General features: G+C 39.2%; 17 protein-coding genes. 10 read left to right on the top strand and 7 right to left on the bottom strand.

What is annotated here, in order from left to right; all coding sequences use genetic code 11:
• The first annotated feature begins 16 nt into the window (after nt 1-16).
• Genes PYV58_RS13710 through PYV58_RS13695 form a run of 4 tightly spaced genes read left to right on the top strand, consistent with a single transcriptional unit; the run spans nt 17 to nt 3,923 of the window.
• Nucleotides 17-685, top strand: coding sequence for a 3-oxoacid CoA-transferase subunit A (locus PYV58_RS13710; protein WP_004721455.1), 669 nt, complete (start codon nt 17-19; stop codon nt 683-685).
• Entirely contained in the window at nt 685-1,338 is a 654-nt protein-coding gene (locus tag PYV58_RS13705) for a 3-oxoacid CoA-transferase subunit B (RefSeq protein ID WP_034614881.1), read from the top strand. The genes PYV58_RS13710 and PYV58_RS13705 overlap by 1 nt, the downstream gene beginning before the upstream one ends.
• Before the next feature lie 41 nt (nt 1,339-1,379).
• Nucleotides 1,380-2,696: an outer membrane trimeric porin-like protein DcaP gene (gene dcaP, locus PYV58_RS13700; RefSeq protein ID WP_004721452.1), complete on the top strand. Its 1,317-nt coding sequence runs from the start codon at nt 1,380-1,382 to the stop codon at nt 2,694-2,696.
• Between the two features lie 18 nt (nt 2,697-2,714).
• Nucleotides 2,715-3,923, top strand: a complete 1,209-nt coding sequence (locus PYV58_RS13695) for an MFS transporter (RefSeq protein ID WP_034614883.1) — start codon at nt 2,715-2,717, stop codon at nt 3,921-3,923.
• A 25-nt stretch (nt 3,924-3,948) separates the two neighbouring features.
• Here PYV58_RS13695 and PYV58_RS13690 read toward each other — a convergent pair whose 3' ends face one another.
• Nucleotides 3,949-4,383: a PaaI family thioesterase gene (locus tag PYV58_RS13690; RefSeq protein WP_004721448.1), complete on the bottom strand. Its 435-nt coding sequence runs from the start codon at nt 4,381-4,383 to the stop codon at nt 3,949-3,951.
• A gap of 329 nt (nt 4,384-4,712) precedes the next feature.
• Between PYV58_RS13690 and PYV58_RS13685 the strand changes: the two genes are divergently transcribed.
• Nucleotides 4,713-6,515 carry an acyl-CoA dehydrogenase C-terminal domain-containing protein gene (locus PYV58_RS13685; RefSeq protein ID WP_034614886.1) on the top strand — a complete coding sequence of 601 codons (1,803 nt, stop codon included), beginning with the start codon at nt 4,713-4,715 and terminating at the stop codon, nt 6,513-6,515.
• A 41-nt stretch (nt 6,516-6,556) separates the two neighbouring features.
• The gene (gene paaG / locus PYV58_RS13680) at nt 6,557-7,345 is read left to right on the top strand and encodes a 2-(1,2-epoxy-1,2-dihydrophenyl)acetyl-CoA isomerase PaaG (RefSeq protein ID WP_034614890.1); all 789 of its coding nucleotides are present in this window, start codon (nt 6,557-6,559) and stop codon (nt 7,343-7,345) included.
• A gap of 823 nt (nt 7,346-8,168) precedes the next feature.
• On the opposite strand, the gene PYV58_RS13675 is transcribed toward paaG, so the two are convergent.
• The 3 genes from PYV58_RS13675 to PYV58_RS13665 all read right to left on the bottom strand — a co-directional run bounded on the left by PYV58_RS13675 (nt 8,169) and on the right by PYV58_RS13665 (nt 11,576).
• Complete coding sequence (locus PYV58_RS13675) at nt 8,169-9,125, bottom strand: 3-hydroxyacyl-CoA dehydrogenase NAD-binding domain-containing protein (RefSeq protein ID WP_034614895.1); 957 nt, start codon at nt 9,123-9,125, stop codon at nt 8,169-8,171.
• A 207-nt stretch (nt 9,126-9,332) separates the two neighbouring features.
• On the bottom strand, nt 9,333-10,118 hold the full coding sequence (locus PYV58_RS13670) for a 3-hydroxybutyrate dehydrogenase (RefSeq protein WP_004820558.1): 786 nt from the start codon (nt 10,116-10,118) through the stop codon (nt 9,333-9,335).
• 33 nt (nt 10,119-10,151) lie between these two features.
• Nucleotides 10,152-11,576, bottom strand: coding sequence for a GntP family permease (locus tag PYV58_RS13665; RefSeq protein ID WP_004721436.1), 1,425 nt, complete (start codon nt 11,574-11,576; stop codon nt 10,152-10,154).
• Between the two features lie 654 nt (nt 11,577-12,230).
• On the opposite strand from PYV58_RS13665, the gene PYV58_RS13660 reads away from it, so the two are divergent.
• From PYV58_RS13660 to PYV58_RS13645, 4 genes are all read left to right on the top strand, one after another.
• Nucleotides 12,231-13,112, top strand: coding sequence for a LysR family transcriptional regulator (locus tag PYV58_RS13660; protein ID WP_034614897.1), 882 nt, complete (start codon nt 12,231-12,233; stop codon nt 13,110-13,112).
• 147 nt (nt 13,113-13,259) lie between these two features.
• Nucleotides 13,260-13,961 (top strand): CoA transferase subunit A, encoded by a 702-nt coding sequence (locus PYV58_RS13655; RefSeq protein WP_004721433.1) that lies wholly within the window; start codon nt 13,260-13,262, stop codon nt 13,959-13,961.
• Between the two features lie 2 nt (nt 13,962-13,963).
• Nucleotides 13,964-14,611 (top strand): 3-oxoacid CoA-transferase subunit B, encoded by a 648-nt coding sequence (locus tag PYV58_RS13650; RefSeq protein ID WP_004721431.1) that lies wholly within the window; start codon nt 13,964-13,966, stop codon nt 14,609-14,611.
• A 151-nt stretch (nt 14,612-14,762) separates the two neighbouring features.
• A complete protein-coding gene (locus tag PYV58_RS13645) occupies nt 14,763-15,941 on the top strand; it encodes a thiolase family protein (protein ID WP_034614899.1) in 1,179 nt (392 codons plus the stop codon).
• Between the two features lie 161 nt (nt 15,942-16,102).
• On the opposite strand, the gene PYV58_RS13640 is transcribed toward PYV58_RS13645, so the two are convergent.
• The 3 genes from PYV58_RS13640 to PYV58_RS13630 form a co-directional block, all read right to left on the bottom strand.
• Nucleotides 16,103-16,417 carry a BrnA antitoxin family protein gene (locus tag PYV58_RS13640; protein ID WP_034614902.1) on the bottom strand — a complete coding sequence of 105 codons (315 nt, stop codon included), beginning with the start codon at nt 16,415-16,417 and terminating at the stop codon, nt 16,103-16,105.
• Nucleotides 16,380-16,691 (bottom strand): BrnT family toxin, encoded by a 312-nt coding sequence (locus PYV58_RS13635; protein WP_034614904.1) that lies wholly within the window; start codon nt 16,689-16,691, stop codon nt 16,380-16,382. The genes PYV58_RS13640 and PYV58_RS13635 overlap by 38 nt, the downstream gene beginning before the upstream one ends.
• A 137-nt stretch (nt 16,692-16,828) precedes the next feature.
• Nucleotides 16,829-19,057, bottom strand: coding sequence for a TonB-dependent receptor (locus PYV58_RS13630; RefSeq protein WP_034614906.1), 2,229 nt, complete (start codon nt 19,055-19,057; stop codon nt 16,829-16,831).
• Nucleotides 19,058-19,109 lie beyond the last annotated feature (52 nt).

The following is a 19,109-nucleotide window of genomic DNA, read 5'->3' as shown; positions in this document are numbered from 1 at the left end:
AAAAGGGACAAGCGAAATGATAAATAAAATCACCAGTGACATTGAACCGATTTTAAAGGCAATTCCTGATGGTGCAACCATCATGACCAGTGGTTTTGGTGTGACAGGTCAGCCTGCGGAACTGATTGAAGCTTTGATCGATTTAGGTAAAAAAGAGCTGACCATTGTCAATAACAATGCTGCCTCTGGTGATCGTGGTTTGACCAAGCTGATCATTGCAGGTTGTGTCAGAAAAATGATCAGTTCATTTCCAAAGTCAGCTGGTTCGACCGTATTTCAAGACTTATATCGTGCAGGAAAGATTGAGTTAGAACTGGTTCCACAGGGCAACTTAGCCTGTCGTATTCAAGCGGCAGGTGCAGGTCTAGGTGCAATATTTACACCGACAGGCTATGGCACAAAAGTCGCAGAAGGCAAAGAAACCAGAACCATTAACGGTCGAAACTATGTACTTGAGTATCCGCTTGAAGCTGACTTTGCGTTGATTTATGCCGATCAAGCCGATCGTTGGGGGAATTTGACCTATCGTAAGGCGGCACGGAACTTTGGCCCGATTATGGCAAAAGCGGCAAAAACAACCATTGTTCAAGTGAATCATACGGTAGATCTAGGAAGCCTTGATCCTGAGTGCATTATCACCCCTGGGATTTTTGTACAGCATGTTGTCAAAGTAGGAGATATCTAATGTCAGTTCAAAAACGTTCTCGTGAAGATATCGCTCAGTTGATTGCTCAGGATATTCCCGAAGGAGCTTATGTCAATTTAGGTATAGGTTTACCCACCAACGTTGCGAAGTATTTACCTCAAGACAAAGAAATCTTTCTACACTCAGAAAATGGGGTTTTGGCCTTTGGCCCGCCACCTAAAGCAGGTGAAGAAGATGAGGACTTGGTCAATGCTGGAAAGGAATTAGTCACTTTGCTGGATGGTGGTTGCTTTATGCATCATGGAGATTCCTTTGACATTATGCGTGGTGGGCATTTGGATATCTGTGTGATTGGTGCTTTTCAGGTCGCAGTGAATGGCGATTTAGCCAATTGGCATACTGGCAAAGCTGATGATGTCCCCGCTGTAGGTGGTGCAATGGATTTAGCGGTGGGAGCCAAGTCAATTTATGTCTATATGGAGCATGTCACCAAAAAGGGCGAAGCTAAAATTGTCGATGCATTGAGTTATCCCATTACAGGGGAACAGTGTGTAGATCGTATTTATACCGATTTATGCATTATTGAATTAAAAGATCACAAAGCCTATGTCACTGAAATGGTTTCGGGACTGAGTTTTGATGAATTACAGGCAGTAACGGGCTGCCCGTTGATAGATGCACGAGACGCTTAGTTTATAAGCGTAGGAAAAAAAGCTTCTTTAAGGATTAAAAGATGAAAAAATTAATTTTAGCTACAGCTTGCGCTGTGGCTTCAGGGACTATTTTTGCAAATTCACCAGTGACAGCAGAACAACGGATTAATTTGTTAGAGACAGAGCTGCAAAAACTCAAAGCAGAACTCGAAGCTCAAAAGCTGTCACAAAATAATTTGCAGGTCAAACAAGCAAAAATTGAAGAAAATGTAGAAAAAAATAAAGCACTTGAAACCGCGAAACCAATTGCACCTTCGTGGGTGACTTGGACAGACAATGTTAAAGTCTATGGAATTGCTCGACTTGATGCTGCAGTTGATTTTAAGTCCTCACCAGATTCGGGAGGAAGAACCACCAATAGCTTAAATCGGACTCCGTTTGAAAGTGACAAGCGTTCCGATCATGCCCGCTCAGATGCCATGATCAATGCCAGTCGAATCGGGGTGTATTTCAACAGTCCAGATAAGGCTGTAACAGGAAATATTGAAGCCGATTTCTTTGACAGTGCCAACATGGGTACAGGCGATGGTAAATTCCGTATTCGTCATGCTTTCTTTACTTATAAAGATTGGACTTTCGGTCAAACATGGTCTTTGATGTCCAATATGGAAACACGAACAGAGTCCGTTGATTATACTCAGTTTATGGGAACCTCTTATACCCGTACACCTCAAGTGCGCTATGACTGGAAGATAAATGGCAAGAGTGATTTAAAAGTCGCATTGGAATACACTGGCTCTCGGGTTTCAGCATTCCCGACATTGACAGGTCGATATACGGTAAAAGAAGGTGCCTTAACGGCTTTGGCTCAAGGTTTTGTCAATGAAAAATCAGTAGATGTTGCGAAAGATACGGTTAAAAAAGTCAGTTGGGGCGCGGGTGCGGGTTTAAAATACCAACTAAGCCCAGCACAATCTGTACAGGCGAATTATCAATATATTGTGGGTGATCAAAAATTCATGCCATATACCACACAAACTGGCCTGACAAATGCAACCAGCTTAAATGCAGCAGGTGATTTTTCTTTAAATGCGCAAAAAACAGATTTAGAGATGAATAAACTCAATAGCTTAAATATTGGTTATTCATATAAATTTAATCCGCAATGGCGTGCAAATTTATCTGCATCGATTTTTGATTTTGATGATGATTCAGCCTATGCAAAACTCAATCCTGACGCAAATAAGCGTTTAACGGATTATGCTGCCAATCTGTTTTATTCACCTGCTGAGCAAATTGATATTGGTATGGAATATCATCAAGGTAAGCGTGAAGTGTTTGATGGAAGAACAGCAGATGTTTCCCGCATTAACTTTGTGTCGATGTACAAATTCTAAAATAAGGTGAGCTGCGCAATGGAAAAAATAGTTCAACCTGACACAACGCATATCTTGTCAAAAAGTTTTATTTTCATCATGGCAATGGCATGTGGGATTTGTGCGGGTTCGAACTATTATAACCAGCCTTTGATTTATTCTATTGCAGAAGCCTTACAGGTCAATGCAGAACAAGTCGCTTTAACAATTGTGATTGGTCAACTCTCTTATGCAGTTGGTTTGTTTATCTTGGTGCCGCTCGGTGATTTTTTTGAAAAGCGTAGCTATATTTGTCTGTTGATGTGCTGCACAGGTTTTGCCCAGATCGGACTTTCTTTAAGTCAAAGTTTGCCCGTATTGTATGGTTTTACCTTTTTAGCCACCTTCTTTTCGATTACGACACAAGTCTTGGTACCGTTTGCTGCTGGTTTGGCGAGCCCTCAAAAAAGCCCGCAAATTGTCGGAACACTGATGAGTGGCTTGTTTTTAGGCATTCTCTTGGCCAGATCAATCGCAGGCTTACTTTCGACCGTTTGGTCATGGCATGCGGTGTATTTACTCAGTGGTATGGTGATTTTAGCTTTTGCAGTAGTGATGTGGCTTAAATTACCCGTTGCTCGAAAATCTCATCAATTAACAGTGCTACAAATTTATCGTTCATTGTTTACATTGGCCGTTGATCAGCCACATTTAATCCGCCGTGGTCTGGCAGGTGGGATCGGCTTTGGTATATTGGCGCTGATCTTTACCACCATGACTTTTATTCTTGCCAATGCGCCTTATCATTTCAATGATTTCCAAATTGGTTTATTTGGCATAGTTGGTTTGGCGGGTGTGTTTGCAACCCCATGGGCGGGAAAACAAATTGCCAAAGGATTGGAAAATAAAGTTGCACTGATTTGTATGTGGTTATTGGTACTGGCATGGATTCCACTGTTTTTTGCCCAGCAGTCTTTGCTGGCTTATGCAGGAGGTGTGATTTTGGCTTATTTTGGTTTATCGGCCTTTCATGTACTTAACCAAAATCTGGTCTATCGAATTTCAGCACAAGCACGTTCTCGAATTAATTCTATTTATATGACATTGTATTTTGGTGGTGCTGCGTTGGGTTCTTTGGTTGCGGTCTACACGTGGAAACATTGGGGATGGAGTGTCTGTGTGGCTGTGGGTTTAGCCATGGCAATTCTAAGTTTTATAATTGATCGAATAGATTTTTATGCCATGAAGAAAACAGTGATAAAAGACTAAGCCGTAAAAGGGCTTAGTCTTTTTATTATTTTCGTATGATCATCAGTGTTGCCGTCGCAAAAGCATAAATTTTGCCATTTTCATCCACAATTTTACCTTCTGTGGTAATGATATTACGTCCAGCATTAATCAGTTCAGCTTGTGCGTAGTAGGCGGTATCGATCTGCATTGGGCGAATCATTTTCACATTGAGATCAATCGTGCCATAACCCATGCCATGTTCCAGCAAGGTATGTGCTGCACTTCCCGTTGCAGTATCTAAAGCAGTCGCACAAAAACCGCCATGGATTGTTCCTTGTATATTTCGATGCGCTTGACTTGGCGTAACCTTATACGTCGCTTTGCCTTTAGAAACTTCGATTAACTGCATAGGAATGGTTTGCGCCATGGGCGACGCTGAAATTTCACCATTTTTTAAAGCAGTTAAGAATTCAAGACCTGTGTATTGAGGGTTATCCATAAATCATCCTTGGAGTGTTAAGCGATCTAATTACCATACTATAAAATTTAATTTTACGAAATAATATTTTGCTATACAAAATTATTTTTTAATCAAATATTATACTTGAATTTTTATTTATTTAAATATTATTGTTAAAATACAGTTTGTTGTGTCGGTTTGTCATATTTTTGGTGGTATTTTTGAATAAATTTATCTAATGAAAATGAAAATAAATTTTGCAATAAGAAATTTATTTGATATTTTTAAGCAATCGTAAAATAAAATTGTCATCCAAGGGAAATCATCTCTATCTGCATCATCGGCAGAAGAACTGAAAGGGAAACACTATGCCTTTATACAAAGCGCCACTGCGTGATATGCAATTTGTATTGCATGAAATGCTGCAAACAGAAGAAAACTACCAAAAACTACCCAAATATCAGGAAACGGTCAGTCGTGAATTGATCAATCAATATTTAGATGCCGCAGCAGACTTTTGTGAAAATGAGCTTGCACCCATCAATCAAAATGGTGATCAGGAAGGTTGTCATTTAAATCAGGGTGTTGTTACAACCCCAGCAGGATTTAAACAGGCTTATCATAAATATACTGAATTGGGTTTTACCTCACTGACGGCGGATCCTGAATATGGCGGTCAAGGTCTACCTACTTTATTGCGTATTGCAATCTCAGAAATGCTGTGTGGTTCTAACTGGGCTTGGGCAATGTATCCAGGTTTATCGCATGGCGCAATGCGCACCATTGAACATCATGGTACAGCAGTACAGAAACAACAATTTTTAAGCAAACTGATTAGTGGCGTGTGGACAGGGACAATGTGTCTAACTGAATCACATGCAGGTTCAGATTTAGGTTTGATCCGCACTAAGGCCGAACCAAACCCAGATGGAAGTTATGCAATTACGGGCGAGAAAATCTTCATTTCTGCTGGGGAACATGACCTTTCAGAAAATATTATTCATATTGTTTTAGCCCGACTACCACAAGCACCAGCGGGGACCAAAGGGATTTCACTGTTTATCGTGCCTAAATTTAACCTCGATGATGCAGGTGATTGCCAAGATCGCAATAAGGTTATCTGTAGTGCGATTGAACATAAGATGGGGATTCATGGCAATGCAACCTGTGTTTTAAATTTTGATGGGGCCAAGGGCTATTTAATTGGTCCTGAAAACCGTGGGCTAAATTGTATGTTTACCTTTATGAACACAGCACGTATTGGAACAGCTGTACAAGGGTTGGCGGCTTCGGAGATTTCATTTCAAGGTGCATTGAGTTATGCCAAAGAACGTTTGGCGATGCGTGCTTTATCAGGCGCAAAATACCCAGATAAAAATGCTGATCCGATTATTGTGCATCCAGCTGTGCGTTCGATGTTAATGACGCAAAAAGCCTTTTCTGAAGGTGGTCGAGCACTGGCATATTTTTTGGCTCAGCATGTTGATATTGTTGAAACATCCAATGATCCTGAACAACAGAAAATCTCAGATGAATTGTTGGCATTTTTAACCCCGATTGCCAAAGCTTTTTTAACTGAATCAGGTAATGAAGCTGCAAAACACGGCGTACAAATTTTTGGTGGGCATGGATTTATTGTTGAACATGGCATGGAGCAAATTGTTCGTGATGCCCGTATCTCAACCTTGTATGAGGGAACCACAGAGATTCAGTCTTTAGATTTGCTGGCACGTAAGGTGCTCAAGTCGGATGGCAAACTATTAAAAAATATGACTGATTTAATAGAACAGTTTATTACAGCCAATCAATCAAATACCGTATTGGCAGCTTATCTGGAAAAACTGACGGAACTCAAGCAACAGTGGTTATCAATCACAGACAGTGTTGCCAAAAAAGCACAGCAAAACCCAGAAGAAATTGGCGCTGTTTCAGTTGATTATCTGTATTTCTCTAGCTATGTCGTGTTTGCTTATCTTTGGGCACGTATGGCGCAAGTAGCAGATGAAAAGTTAAGCCAAGCAACGCAGGACGAAAAATTTTATCAGGCTAAATTAACCACAGCGAAATTTTTCTTTCAAAAATTATTACACCGGACCCAAAGTCATGCGGCTGCTATTGCATCAGGTGCTGAAGCGGTAATGGAATTAGAACAAGATGACTTTGCTTTTTAAGCCGGGTCAGGATGTTTTTTATTTAAATGAGTAAAAAATAAATGGATTTTCAACATATTTTGATTCGTCAGGAAAATCGGGTGGGCTATTTAACCTTAAATCGTCCAGAGGTGCTGAATAGTTTTAATGAGCAAATGCATCGTGAAATTGCTGCAATTTTAGACCTGTGGGCGGTTTCTACTGAGATTAAAGCCATTGTAATCTCTGGTTCAGGCAAGGGCTTCTGTGCGGGTCAGGATTTAAGAGCCAGAAATAAAGTGGTGATAAGCGCAGCTGATTATGATGCAGGTGCTGCCTTAGAAAAATTTTATAATCCGTTAGTCGTTAAAATTTCCAATATGGCTAAACCTGTTGTGGCTGCGGTCAATGGCGTAGCGGCTGGTGCAGGGGCGAACTTGGCTTTGGCTTGCGATATTGTTGTGGCCAAGCAATCTGCTACGTTTATACAATCTTTTTGCAAAGTCGGTTTAATCCCAGATGCAGGTGGGACGTGGAATTTACCACATCTGGTGGGGCTTGCCCGAGCCAAAGGTTTGACCATGTTCGGGGATAAGTTATCTGCCCAGAAAGCCTTGAATTGGGGGCTTATTTGGGAGGTCTATGAAGATGATGCTTTTGATCAGGGCGTGATTGAATTGGCGGAACGTTTGGCAGAGCAACCAAGCAGTTCGATTTCGCTAATTAAAAAGGCCTTAAATACTGCCTCGCAAAATACTTTGGCTGAACAGTTACAGTTGGAACGAGAGTTACAACGTATTGCTGGACAATCAGACAATTATAAAGAGGGTGTTGCGGCCTTTATCGAAAAAAGGAAAGCTAATTTTACTTGATTAAATCTATACCTAATCATGTTTAACCAGTAAAAGTTACCCCAAAAAGCACTCTCTTGGGAGAGTGCTTTACAATAAGTAATCACTAGTTTTGATCGTTGTTTACCTGATGGTTTTTAACCTTAGCAAGCTAAATAGAGCTTTTATTTTTATATATGAAGTAAGTTGCGAGAAGAGAAGGAATACCAAAATTAAGTAAAAATATTAAGAATTCTTCTTTAACCGCATATCCCGCTTGTATGCCCATATACATATTCCAGCTCATTGCTACAAACCAAATCAAGATGAACAGAATAAAAAATAATGTCGGGTTAAAACGACCACGTAATATTCGACTTATAAAAAGAATTACAAGGAGTAGCATTATACCAATGAGAATCGTATAGAAAGTTCGCATATTGGGTCACCATTTGAATTAGGAATTGTTTGTATTTTTCATTCGTTGTACTGAAATTGCTTTACCACATTTGTTTTAACTTAATTTTATTGTTGAGCATAATATTTCCCTTATTTTGGCGACTTAATGATTAAAGTAGCGAATAAGACAACGATAACTGTTTTTAGTAGAAGAATAATGATATGAAACTTGGCATGTCTATTCGAATTTTCGAACAATCTAAAAGCTAATGGGCATTTTTGATGTAATTCAAAAATAAGCAACAAGGTTCAGTCTGAAATTGTTGCTTGGGATGCTTTGAAATGTTGATTCAATTTTGGAGCGGGAAGGTCAACGATCCTGTTTCCCTTGGCTAAATTTTTGAAGACTAAATTCTCCAGATGAGAATTCTGGAGAATCAATGAAGCTCACTTTTGTAAAACCCTATTAAGGCAAATCTAATTCTTTACGCATCTTTAAAGATCGAAGTAATGCCTGATCACGAAGTAATTGAAGATTCTTATCGCCTAGTTTTTTAACAAACTGCTGAGTTTCTTCATTCAGCATCTCAATTTTTTCTTCAGATAAAGTATAAGGGTGCATATCTGCCCACCATTCAGACATCGGTTCACCTAAATGATGCATAGCGGCTTTAAATCCATGTTGATTAGCCAACTGCATATTTAAATAAGGTCCAAATATTGCCCAGCGTAATCCGGGGCCATTGGTGATGGCGATATCAATATCTTCTGCGCTACATACACCTTCAGAAACCAGATAAAACGCTTCTCTCCAAATTGCAGACTGCAAACGATTGGCGACATGGCCTTTGACTTCTTTTTGAATTAAAATCGGTTTTTTCCCCAATAATCTATAAAATTCAAAAGCATCATGGATATAGTTCGCTTGGGTTTTTTCTCCACCAATAATCTCAACCAAAGGTAATAAATGTGGTGGATTAAAAGGATGGCCCAGTACAATTCTTTCAGGATATAGGCAATCATGTTGAATATCTGAGATTTTTAAGCCAGATGAACTTGAGGCGATAATGCTATCTTTGGGGCAGTTTTGAGTGAGCTGTGCATATAGGTTTTTTTTTAGATCAATGCGCTCAGGTCCATTTTCTTGAATAAAATCGGCATCTTTTACCGCATCTGCTAGATTTTGATAAAAAGTGAGATTTTTTAAAGTGTCTGAAACATAATGATCAGAAGAGGTGGTTTGCTCTTCAGCCAATTCGAACAGATCAAGTAAATAGGTTTGAACTCTATTTTTTAAATTTAATTCTGCATCAACTGCAGGATCAAAAGCACTCACCTGAAATCCTTTACTTAAATAGAATGCTGCCCAACTTGCACCAATAACACCAGTACCGATAATGGCAACTTTATTTATGGGTTTCATATATTCATTTTCCTTGAATAACCTGAGAACGTTGGATTGTCTCGCTATGGCACATGACAAAGTGAGCCTTTCACTTTGATAAAAACTAAAGATAGAAAAACTAAAAAACAGTAGGGGAGGATTTCCCCCTACAAATGAATATGTATTACATCTAGTTAGCTGATTTACATAGAGATAAATTCATGATCATTGCAATCATCAACTGTATTATTGAGCGGTATAACCACCATCCATAACCACTGCTTGACCCGTCACGCCGGCTGCTTTTTCACTCGCCAAGAAAACGGCATAATCTGCAATTTCTTCCACATTGAGTAAGCGTTTTTGTGGCACCATAGCTAAAATGACATCTTCAAGTGCACTTGTTTCGCTGACATTACGGGTTTTGGCTAAATCTTTAATTTGACCACGTACTAAAGGTGTATCGACATAACCTGGGCATAATGCATTGACCGTGATTCCATCACGAGCAGATTCTAACGCTGCAACTTTAGTTAAACCGATCACCCCATGTTTAGCACTGTTATAACCCGCTTTTCCAGCAAAGCCGATTAAACCATTGATCGAAGCCATATTGATAATACGGCCATAGTTTTGTGCCTTCATGATTGGAAATGCATGTTTGATTCCAATAAAAGAACCCACCAGCATGACATTCAGTAGTTTTTGATAAATGGCCGTTGGAAATTCTTCGATGGCAGCAACATGTTGAAAACCAGCATTATTGATCAAAATATCCAAACGACCAAAGGTGCTATGTGCTAGACCAATAGCAGCAGCATAAGCATCTTCATCTGAAACATCACAAGGTGCAGATAAGGCTTCAAATCCATCAGTTGTTAAGGCTAAAACTGCTTCATTACATTTGTCCGCATTCATATCCGAAATCACCACTTTTGCACCTTCAAGGGCAAATTTTTTGGCAATTTCAAGTCCAATACCACTTGCTGAACCTGTGATAAATGCAACTTTATCTTTGAGAAGTTGACTCATTATTGACTCCCTGTGTTCATTTTGAAGATAAACTTAGACGATACCAAACCATGTAAATGCAGCAATTGCGACAAATACTGCAACTGTTTTAATGATGGTAATGGCAAAAATGTCTTTATAAGATTGTTTATGTGTAAGTCCAGTGACTGCAAGTAGGGTAATTACTGCACCGTTATGCGGTAAGGTGTCCATACCGCCAGATGCCATTGCAACAATACGATGCATGACTTCAGCAGGAATGCCCATTGCTGCAATAGCTGTATTGTATTGGTCAGCCATGGCACTGAGGGCAATACTCATACCGCCAGATGCTGAACCTGTAATCCCTGCCAAAACGGTTGTGGTGACTGCACCATTGACCAATGGATTGGTAAATGTATGACCTAAAGCATGGCTGATCACGGCAAAACCCGGTAAAGCGGCAATGATTGCACCAAAACCATACTCAGATGCAGTGTTCATCACAGCGAGTAAAGAACCACCAATGCTTGCATTTACGCCTTCTTTAAAGCTGGTTGAAACACGACGATAATCGAACATAATCGCAGTGATAATCCCAACGATTAAAGCCAAACCAACTGCCCAAATCGCTGATGTTTTTGCGACATCGACAGTGTAATTTGCTAGTCCAAGCGCATTAAAATCAAAGCCATTTGGATACCATGTTTTAATTGCTGTAGATAAATATTTATTCATCACTGCAACTAAAATTAAGGGAACAAATGCCATAAATTGACGTAGACCAGAACCATTATCTTGTTGCTGAGATTGATTTTCGAATTGTTGAAGTTCGGCTTCTGTTAAAGTAATACCAGATGCAAAGCCATCTCCATTGCGAGCAGCAACACGACGACGCCATTCCAGATAAGTTAAACCAACACCTAAAACAAAGATTGCACCGATAATCCCTAAAAATGGCGCTGCATAAATATTGGTTCCAAAAAATGTAGTTGGAATAACGTTTTGAATCTGAGGCGTACCCGGTAAGGCATCCATGGTAAAGGAGAAAGCACCCAGTGCAATCGTGCCAGGAATCAAACGTTTAGGGATATTTGCTTGTCTAAATAATTGGTTTGCAAAGGGATAGACTGCAAAAACCACGACAAATAAACTGACGCCGCTATAGGTTAAAATTGCCCCTAGCAGAACAACGGTAAGCATTGCATTTTTAGAGCCAATTAATTTAACAATCGTTTTGGCAATGGATTCAGCAATACCTGACATTTCAACGACTTTACCAAAAATCGCACCCAGCAAAAACACCAAGAAATAATCTTTAATAAAGCCCACCATTTTTGGCATAAACACACCAGAATAAAATGGTAAAACGTTGGCAGGGTTAATCAGCAAGACGGCCAATAAGGCACAAATCGGTGCCATGAGAATTACAGAAAATCCTCTGTAGGCTGTGTACATCAACAAGCCAAGAGAAAGTAAAATTATACCCAGTTCCCACATATTTTTACTCCGTCCTTAAAGAATATATGTCAAAACCCACCTTGTTTTTATCTCAAATCACGACAAGGCTATCTCAATCATAAAAATGCATTAGTGAGTGAAACCAATAAAAATGGATATCTAGAGAAATTAATATTGATCAATAAATTTAGCTTTTATAAATCGTCCAGACTTATAAATTGGAATATCCATTTCCAAATGATGGATAAAACTATAATCCAAATTATTCGAGGCATTATTTGAAAATATTTATGAGTCAATATGGAAAACTAATGAATAGAAACAAGTTTCATGAGGTTTTTGCGCAATAGGTCATAGATAAGCAAAAGAAAAAAGCCAAATTGGAAGTGCAGATGAATGAGTATGTGTTGTGCATTTTAATTTTTATTTACAGCAGTAGTTTTATTGACAAGTATGTTGCTTGAAATACGTAATATATCGATTTTGTCCTGATTTAAATGCATAGACATATTTTTTACAGATCACACAAATTAAAAACTTTCATTAAGACATCAATCTGAGCAAAAACGAGATCAGCTAGCATGGATTGATATCTTATTCTATAAGCAAATCGATAGCTCAAATGACTCATTTTAGGATCAAAACTCGCTTGGTTTAGCGTATTATAGAGCTATAAATCAGTTAGGTTGCCGTATGACACTCAAACAGTTAAAAGCTTTTTTAGTTCTTGCTCGGACATTGAATTATGCCAATGCTGCCAATGAACTTTGCCTAAGTCAATCCGCTTTAAGCTTAAGTATCAAAAGTTTAGAGGATGAGTTGGGTGGCAAGCTGTTTAAGCGCAATACCCGCCGTGTGGATCTTACTGCTGAGGGAAATTCGTTGATTCCATTTGCTAAAAAACTTTTGGCAAATTGGGATGACATGGAAAGAGATGTCAAACAGCGTTTTAAATTACATCGTGGCACATTGAATATTGCCTCAATGCCTTTCGCAACACATGCCGTTTTACCTGCTGTACTACATGAATTTAATAAGAATCATCCCAATATCAATTTTTCAATCCATGATATTCCCAATGAAAAAATTATTGAAAAAGTCCAAGAGGGCATTTTTGAAATTGGGATTTGCTTTGAACCGCAACACAATGATCAATTAATATTTAAGCCATTTTTCAATGAAGATTTTTTAGCACTACTTCCCAAAGATCATCAGTTGGCGCAGCGTAAAAGTGTGACATGGCGTGAGCTGTATGCTTATCCTTTTATCACTTTACAGAAACCTTCAATCATTCGACACGTGGTGGAAGAGAAATGTTCACAAAATAATATGATCTTAGATTTAAAACTTGAGTGTCATCAGATTAGTTCATTGTCGCATTTTGTGGCTTTTGGTATGGGGGTCAGTGCGATTCCACGCCATTTTCAAAATTATATCGATAAAGAAAATAATGTCTTGATTGAAATTGAAGAGGGCAATGTCAATCTTTCGGTTGGGATCATTTATAAAAAAGATTTTGAACTTTCTAATATTTCTTCACAATTTATTGAAACGATATTGGCACATCAGTTTTAAGAGACTATCACCTCATCATAAAGCCCACTATTTCAGGATGAAATCAGATTAATGAGTTTTACTCATTAGACATTTGAAAGAATCAATTTCTAAAATAATTTGCTCGATGTTAATAATAATAATTCTAAAGGACATAGAGTTAAAACGATGAACAAAGTTGTCGCGAATGCACATGAAGCTTTGGCTGATGTGGTTGCAAACAACCAGACTTTTGCAGTGGGTGGTTTTGGATTATGTGGTATTCCAGAAGCATTGATTGATGCCTTAAAAGAAATTGGCGTAACGGGTCTAACTTGTATTTCTAACAATGCAGGTGTGGATGATTTTGGTCTAGGCAAGCTTTTACAAACCAAACAAATTAAAAAAATGATTTCATCCTATGTCGGTGAAAACAAAGAATTTGAACGTCAATATTTAAATGGTGAGCTTGAAGTTGAGTTGACACCTCAAGGCACCTTGGCTGAAAAGTTACGTGCAGGTGGTGCAGGCATTCCAGCGTTCTTTACCCAAACAGGTGTTGGGACATTGATTGCCGAAGGCAAAGAAGTTCGCGAATTTGATGGTAAAGATTACATACTCGAACAAGCATTGGTTGCAGATATTGCTTTGGTAAAAGCCTATAAGGCAGATAAAGCTGGCAACTTAATTTTTCGTAAGACTGCACGAAACTTTAACCCTGAGTGTGCAATGGCTGGCAAATTGACCATTGTCGAAGTTGAAGAAATTGTTGAAATTGGTGAGTTAGATCCAGATTCAATTCATTTACCGGGCATTTATGTAAGTCGTATTGTTTTAAATGCGCAGCCTGAAAAACGAATTGAACAATTGACATTGAAGACGGAGATTTAATCATGGCTTGGACGCGTAATGAAATGGCTGAACGTGCAGCGCAAGAGCTTGAAGATGGCTTTTATGTCAATCTAGGCATTGGCTTACCTACCTTGGTTGCCAACTATATTCCTGACAATATCAATGTCTGGCTTCAATCTGAAAATGGCCTATTGGGGATTGATGAATTTCCAACACAAGCTACTGTCGATGCAGATTTAATTAATGCGGGTAAACAAACCGTAACTGCACGTAAGGGTGCTGCGTTTTTCTCTAGTGCTGAATCTTTTGCCATGATTCGTGGTGGTAAGGTGAATATTGCCATTTTAGGATCGATGGAAGTTTCCGAAAAGGGAGATTTAGCCAACTGGATGATCCCTGGGAAAAAAGTAAAAGGCATGGGCGGTGCAATGGATTTGGTTGCTGGTGTACAAAAAGTCGTGGTGTTGATGGAACACTGTGCTAAAGATGGCAGTCCTAAAATCGTCGCTGAATGTTCATTACCGCTTACAGGTAGACTGGTCGTAAACCGTATAATTACGGATCTAGGAGTGATGGATATCACTCCCCAAGGTGTTGAGTTGATTGAATTAGCTAAAGATGTAAGCCTAGAACAAATTCAGGCGGCAACAGGGGTAGAGCTGATCACCTCAAATCTCGCTGTGGCTTGATTGTGACAAAGCAAGCTTAAAATTATAATTTAACCAGCCAAGTTTAAATGCTAAGTCGCTTTGGCGGCTTAGACATGTTATCAATGGATATGCTATTTTCAAAAATACCCGCTTCAAAAGTATACGCATTTAAAATACAAGGTGAACTCGAATGGAAAAGATTGTCATCGTCGCTGCTGGTCGTACTGCAATGGGAAGTTTTCAAGGCAGTTTTGCAAGCTTATCTGCACCGGATTTGGGTGCAGTCGTCATTGAAAAAGTTGTTGAACAAGCCAATGTGCCTGTTGCTGATATTGATGAAGTAATCATGGGCTGTGTATTACCTGCGGGTTTAAAACAAGGTCCAGCACGTCAAGCGATGCGAAAAGCGGGTTTACCAGATCATGTTGGCGCAACCACAATCAATAAAGTCTGTGGTTCTGGGATGAAAGCTGCAATGCAAGCCAGCGATGCCATTAAAGCAGGAAGTGCCAAAATTATTGTGGTCGGTGGGATGGAGTCTATGACCAATGCACCGTATTTATTACCTAAAGCACGTTCAGGTTATCGGATGGGGCATGGTCAAGTGATTGATCATATGTTCCTTGATGGTTTGGAAGATGCAGGTACAGGGCGTGCAATGGGAAGTTTTGCACAGGAAATGGCGGATAAAAAGGGCTATAGCCGTGAGCAAATGGATGAGTTTGCAATTCGCTCACTGACACGTGCAAAAAAAGCGATTGCAGAAGGTTATTTTAAAGACGAGATCACACCTGTTAAAGTGGCGCTACGTCAGGGCGAGATCACTGTAGAAGTGGACGAAAATCCTGAAAATGCCAAGATTGATAAAATCCCAAGCTTAAAACCTGCATTTGCTAAAGACGGTACGATTACTGCTGCAAACTCTAGCTCAATCAGTGATGGTGCATCTGCACTACTGATCACGTCGGCGTCAGAAGCGCAAAAGCGTGGTTTAACTGTATTGGCAGAAATCAAAGGCTATACAACCAATTCCCAACATCCTGAAGAATTTACCATTGCACCCGTGGGCGCAATTGAAAAATTACTGAAAAATCTCGGTTGGTCTGTAGACGATGTTGATCTTTGGGAAATTAACGAAGCTTTTGCCATGGTCACTATGGCTGCAATTGATGCATTTAAACTTGATCCTGAAAAAGTCAATATTAATGGTGGCGCTTGTGCACTTGGTCATCCACTGGGTTCATCAGGTTCACGAATCATTGTGACCTTGATCCATGCTTTAAAACGCTTAGGTAAAACCAAAGGGATTGCAACACTTTGTATTGGTGGTGGTGAAGCTACAGCACTTGCAGTTGAATTAAGCGCGTAATTTATTGTTTATCGTAATAAATAGCGAAATAGTTTGTGATTCAAAATTAAAAAAGCCGGTCGTTTCAATACTGCCGGCTTTTTGCTGTTCTTTGTCATGTGAGTTTAGGTCGTATTTTGATTTTATTGGAATCGTTTAAAAATAAAATCTCGTTTGCATTTTCAAGGATTGTTCTTTAATTCTTGAAGCATAGCATCTCGAAGAATTTTGTTCATACGGGTCTGATAGCCCTTGCCTTGAGATTTTAGCCATTGCATAACATCTGAATCAATACGGACAGTAGTCACTTGCTTGGTGGGCTTGTAAAAGGGATTTTGCACAGCGTTTTTCCAAAATTTTTCATCAAGTTGAGGAATATCTGAAAAATCTATCTTGCTGTCTGGACGTTCAGCCAAAGTTTCAAACCTTGCTTTTTGTTCATCTGACAAGGTAGGTGGATTATTCAAATCCAGTTTGTAAGTAACGGTTTTGCTCATACTGTTTCCTCTCTTTTTTCTCTGCCTGACGTGCCGAAATGATACGGATATGATCAATCCCATCATGATCCTTTACAGTATGGGCAACCAGTAAAACAGCCTGCCCATATACCAAACCTATCGCTTGCCAGCGATATTCACCATTTTCAAAGCGATCTTGATGGTATAAGGCATAAGCATCATAGAAAACCAGTACTGCGTCTTCAAAAGTTACACCATGCTTTTTTAAGTTTATTTCTGCTTTATGCTCATCCCATGAAAATTCAATTTCCATCACTGCATCGCTTTTTGTTAGTATAAAAATGTTAATACAAAAATGTAAAAAATGCAAAATTCAGCCAATTTCTTGACTAGACAATATAAAAAAACAACAAAGCCTTATAGATCTCTATAAGGCTTTATTATCAAATCTTACCATTTATGACTATAAGTCACTTTCAATGTTGCACCTGATGCAAGTAGATGGCTGGTGTTATTATTGTTACGGAGAAGTTGGCTGTATAAAGGATAGTATTTACGGTTAAACATATTTTCTAAGCCAATCGTAACAGTATCCTTTTTATTGAGGGCAAAACTACTGATTAAATCTGCAGTGGTATATGACTTAACATCATAACGGCCAAAACTGTTGGCACCGTTTAAGCGATAATCTTCTGAAGCAAAATATGTCGCTTGTAAACGATTTGTCCATGTGTCTGTTGGGCTATAAGAAATGTATCCTGTTACTTTTAAAGGTGGGATACGATAACCCGTCATATCTTGTTCTTTATTGCTGTTCTGTGGGGTTTCACGGCCTTTCATCCATGTAACACTACCCCCAGTTCCCCATACTTTTGCATCATCAAGATAATCAAGAGTTGCTTCTACACCAGTCACTTTTTCTTTGGTACGCGTCAGTATCAAGCCATTGTTAAAGGATTGAACACCACCCAGATCTGAAGTTGACTGGAACACAGCTAAGCTCGAACTAAAATTATTAAAATGACCATTCCAACCGAGCTCGTAATTATCCACCTTAACCGGTTCAAGGAATGATGATGCTAAGTTAAATCCTGCTGTTGCATTACGGATCACCACCCCTACATCGGGCAATTGAAAACCTTGATTAAAAGATGCGTAAATCGAGTGCTGCTCTGTTGGCTTAAAGGTGATATTGGCATTATATAACCATGCATCGGCCGTCACTTTACCCCCCTTAACAGTATAAGGATTTGGTTTACCTAGTTGTGATAGTGGAACAAAGCTATCAATTTTTGCATAACTGTCTTCATAACGTGTACCAACTTCAGCAGACCATTGTTCATTAAAATTATGTTTTAATTGCGCAAAACCGCCGATACTTTGTGTGGTTAATTCAGGTAAATAGATCAGTTTTCCATTTTTAACAAATTCTAAACCACCAGATTGGTCATAAATTGTAGGATCAAACGTGTCTAGAGGCATTTCGCTTTTTTCACGGCTAAAATCGCCACCCCAAACAATTGACGTATCACCTAAAAATTCTAGTGGAGTGTTTACGGTTAGGCGACTGCCAAGAACATTATTGTTTTGATAAACCTGATCGATTTTTCCACCACGGGTACTGACTTGACGGGCATCAAATGGCGAGAAGCGAGTAAAAAAGTCTCGGTAATAGATTTGCGCGTCAACTTTGCTGCCAAATAAATCTTTATTGTTATAGGTCAAATTGTAGATTTGATTTTCATTTTTATTCTGGTCTTTTAATTTAAGTCCTTTGATTGCTTTCGCAGGTACGCTACCTGCAGGAAGTTTTGCTACACTTGGGTCAGAGGCATAGTCAGAGTCTTGTTCAGCGTTATAGTAATTTGCTGCAAATTGTAGATATTGGTTATCATCAATGTGATAGCCAAGTTTACCGCCTACGCTATATGCATCCGCATCAAATAAATCACCTTGACTTGGTTCTGGTGCAACACGATCGCCTCGGGCATCGTATGGACTACCAATACGTTGATAGCCAAAATCAAATGCATAGTCAAAGTTATTTAAGCTTCCAGAAAAATATTGATGAATATCTCCACTTAAAGCATCTGTACGAAAATTGGTCAAAGCGCTTTGTAGCCCAATCACAGTTTTTGCAGTCGGTTCACCGCCCGCCGCTTTGGTGGTGATTGAAATCGTTCCGCCAGCAGCACCACTTCCATAAATCGCATTACTGCCACGAATGACTTCTATACCTGTAATACTTTGAGGGTCGATTGATGAAAGACCTCTTGATGTATCACGTGTCAAATTCATGGGTACGCCGTCAACCAAGATCAAGGCATTACGTCCGCGTAAAGTTTGCCCATAATCGGTAATTGTACGACTTGAATCAGATAAGCCAGGCACAACTTTGGCTAAAACAGTGGCGATATTTCCAGAAGACGCATTTTTTAGAAATTCAATTTGTTTTTCATCTAATTTGGTCACTTGTTTTGCAGAAGAGGAGAATTCATCTGAGCGTGATGCGCTGACAGTAATGGTTGGAAGCACTGCAGCTTTGTTTTCTGTATCTGTAGCCTCTGTGGGTGAAATAGCAAAAGAGGATTGCGATAAAAAGATGAACCCACCAATTGATATAAGTGGAATGATTTTTTTTACATCAGACTTCTTATTAAAAATTTTGTTGCTTTTCATCTTGCTTCCTTTTATCTCACCCTGAGATTGCTTTAAATTGACGAAAGTATAA

The sequence above is a fragment of the Acinetobacter sp. TAC-1 genome, assembly GCF_029025845.1.
GTDB lineage: Bacteria > Pseudomonadota > Gammaproteobacteria > Pseudomonadales > Moraxellaceae > Acinetobacter > Acinetobacter guillouiae.
This window is presented reverse-complemented; position numbering and strand designations above follow the sequence as displayed.

Coding starts and splice junctions, on each gene's coding strand:
- PYV58_RS13710 (WP_004721455.1), top strand. CDS start 17: ATGATAAATAAAATCACCAGTGACATTGAACCGATTTTAAAGGCAATT.
- PYV58_RS13705 (WP_034614881.1), top strand. CDS start 685: ATGTCAGTTCAAAAACGTTCTCGTGAAGATATCGCTCAGTTGATTGCT.
- dcaP (WP_004721452.1), top strand. CDS start 1,380: ATGAAAAAATTAATTTTAGCTACAGCTTGCGCTGTGGCTTCAGGGACT.
- PYV58_RS13695 (WP_034614883.1), top strand. CDS start 2,715: ATGGAAAAAATAGTTCAACCTGACACAACGCATATCTTGTCAAAAAGT.
- PYV58_RS13690 (WP_004721448.1), bottom strand. CDS start 4,383: ATGGATAACCCTCAATACACAGGTCTTGAATTCTTAACTGCTTTAAAA.
- PYV58_RS13685 (WP_034614886.1), top strand. CDS start 4,713: ATGCCTTTATACAAAGCGCCACTGCGTGATATGCAATTTGTATTGCAT.
- paaG (WP_034614890.1), top strand. CDS start 6,557: ATGGATTTTCAACATATTTTGATTCGTCAGGAAAATCGGGTGGGCTAT.
- PYV58_RS13675 (WP_034614895.1), bottom strand. CDS start 9,125: ATGAAACCCATAAATAAAGTTGCCATTATCGGTACTGGTGTTATTGGT.
- PYV58_RS13670 (WP_004820558.1), bottom strand. CDS start 10,118: ATGAGTCAACTTCTCAAAGATAAAGTTGCATTTATCACAGGTTCAGCA.
- PYV58_RS13665 (WP_004721436.1), bottom strand. CDS start 11,576: ATGTGGGAACTGGGTATAATTTTACTTTCTCTTGGCTTGTTGATGTAC.
- PYV58_RS13660 (WP_034614897.1), top strand. CDS start 12,231: ATGACACTCAAACAGTTAAAAGCTTTTTTAGTTCTTGCTCGGACATTG.
- PYV58_RS13655 (WP_004721433.1), top strand. CDS start 13,260: ATGAACAAAGTTGTCGCGAATGCACATGAAGCTTTGGCTGATGTGGTT.
- PYV58_RS13650 (WP_004721431.1), top strand. CDS start 13,964: ATGGCTTGGACGCGTAATGAAATGGCTGAACGTGCAGCGCAAGAGCTT.
- PYV58_RS13645 (WP_034614899.1), top strand. CDS start 14,763: ATGGAAAAGATTGTCATCGTCGCTGCTGGTCGTACTGCAATGGGAAGT.
- PYV58_RS13640 (WP_034614902.1), bottom strand. CDS start 16,417: ATGAGCAAAACCGTTACTTACAAACTGGATTTGAATAATCCACCTACC.
- PYV58_RS13635 (WP_034614904.1), bottom strand. CDS start 16,691: ATGGAAATTGAATTTTCATGGGATGAGCATAAAGCAGAAATAAACTTA.
- PYV58_RS13630 (WP_034614906.1), bottom strand. CDS start 19,057: ATGAAAAGCAACAAAATTTTTAATAAGAAGTCTGATGTAAAAAAAATC.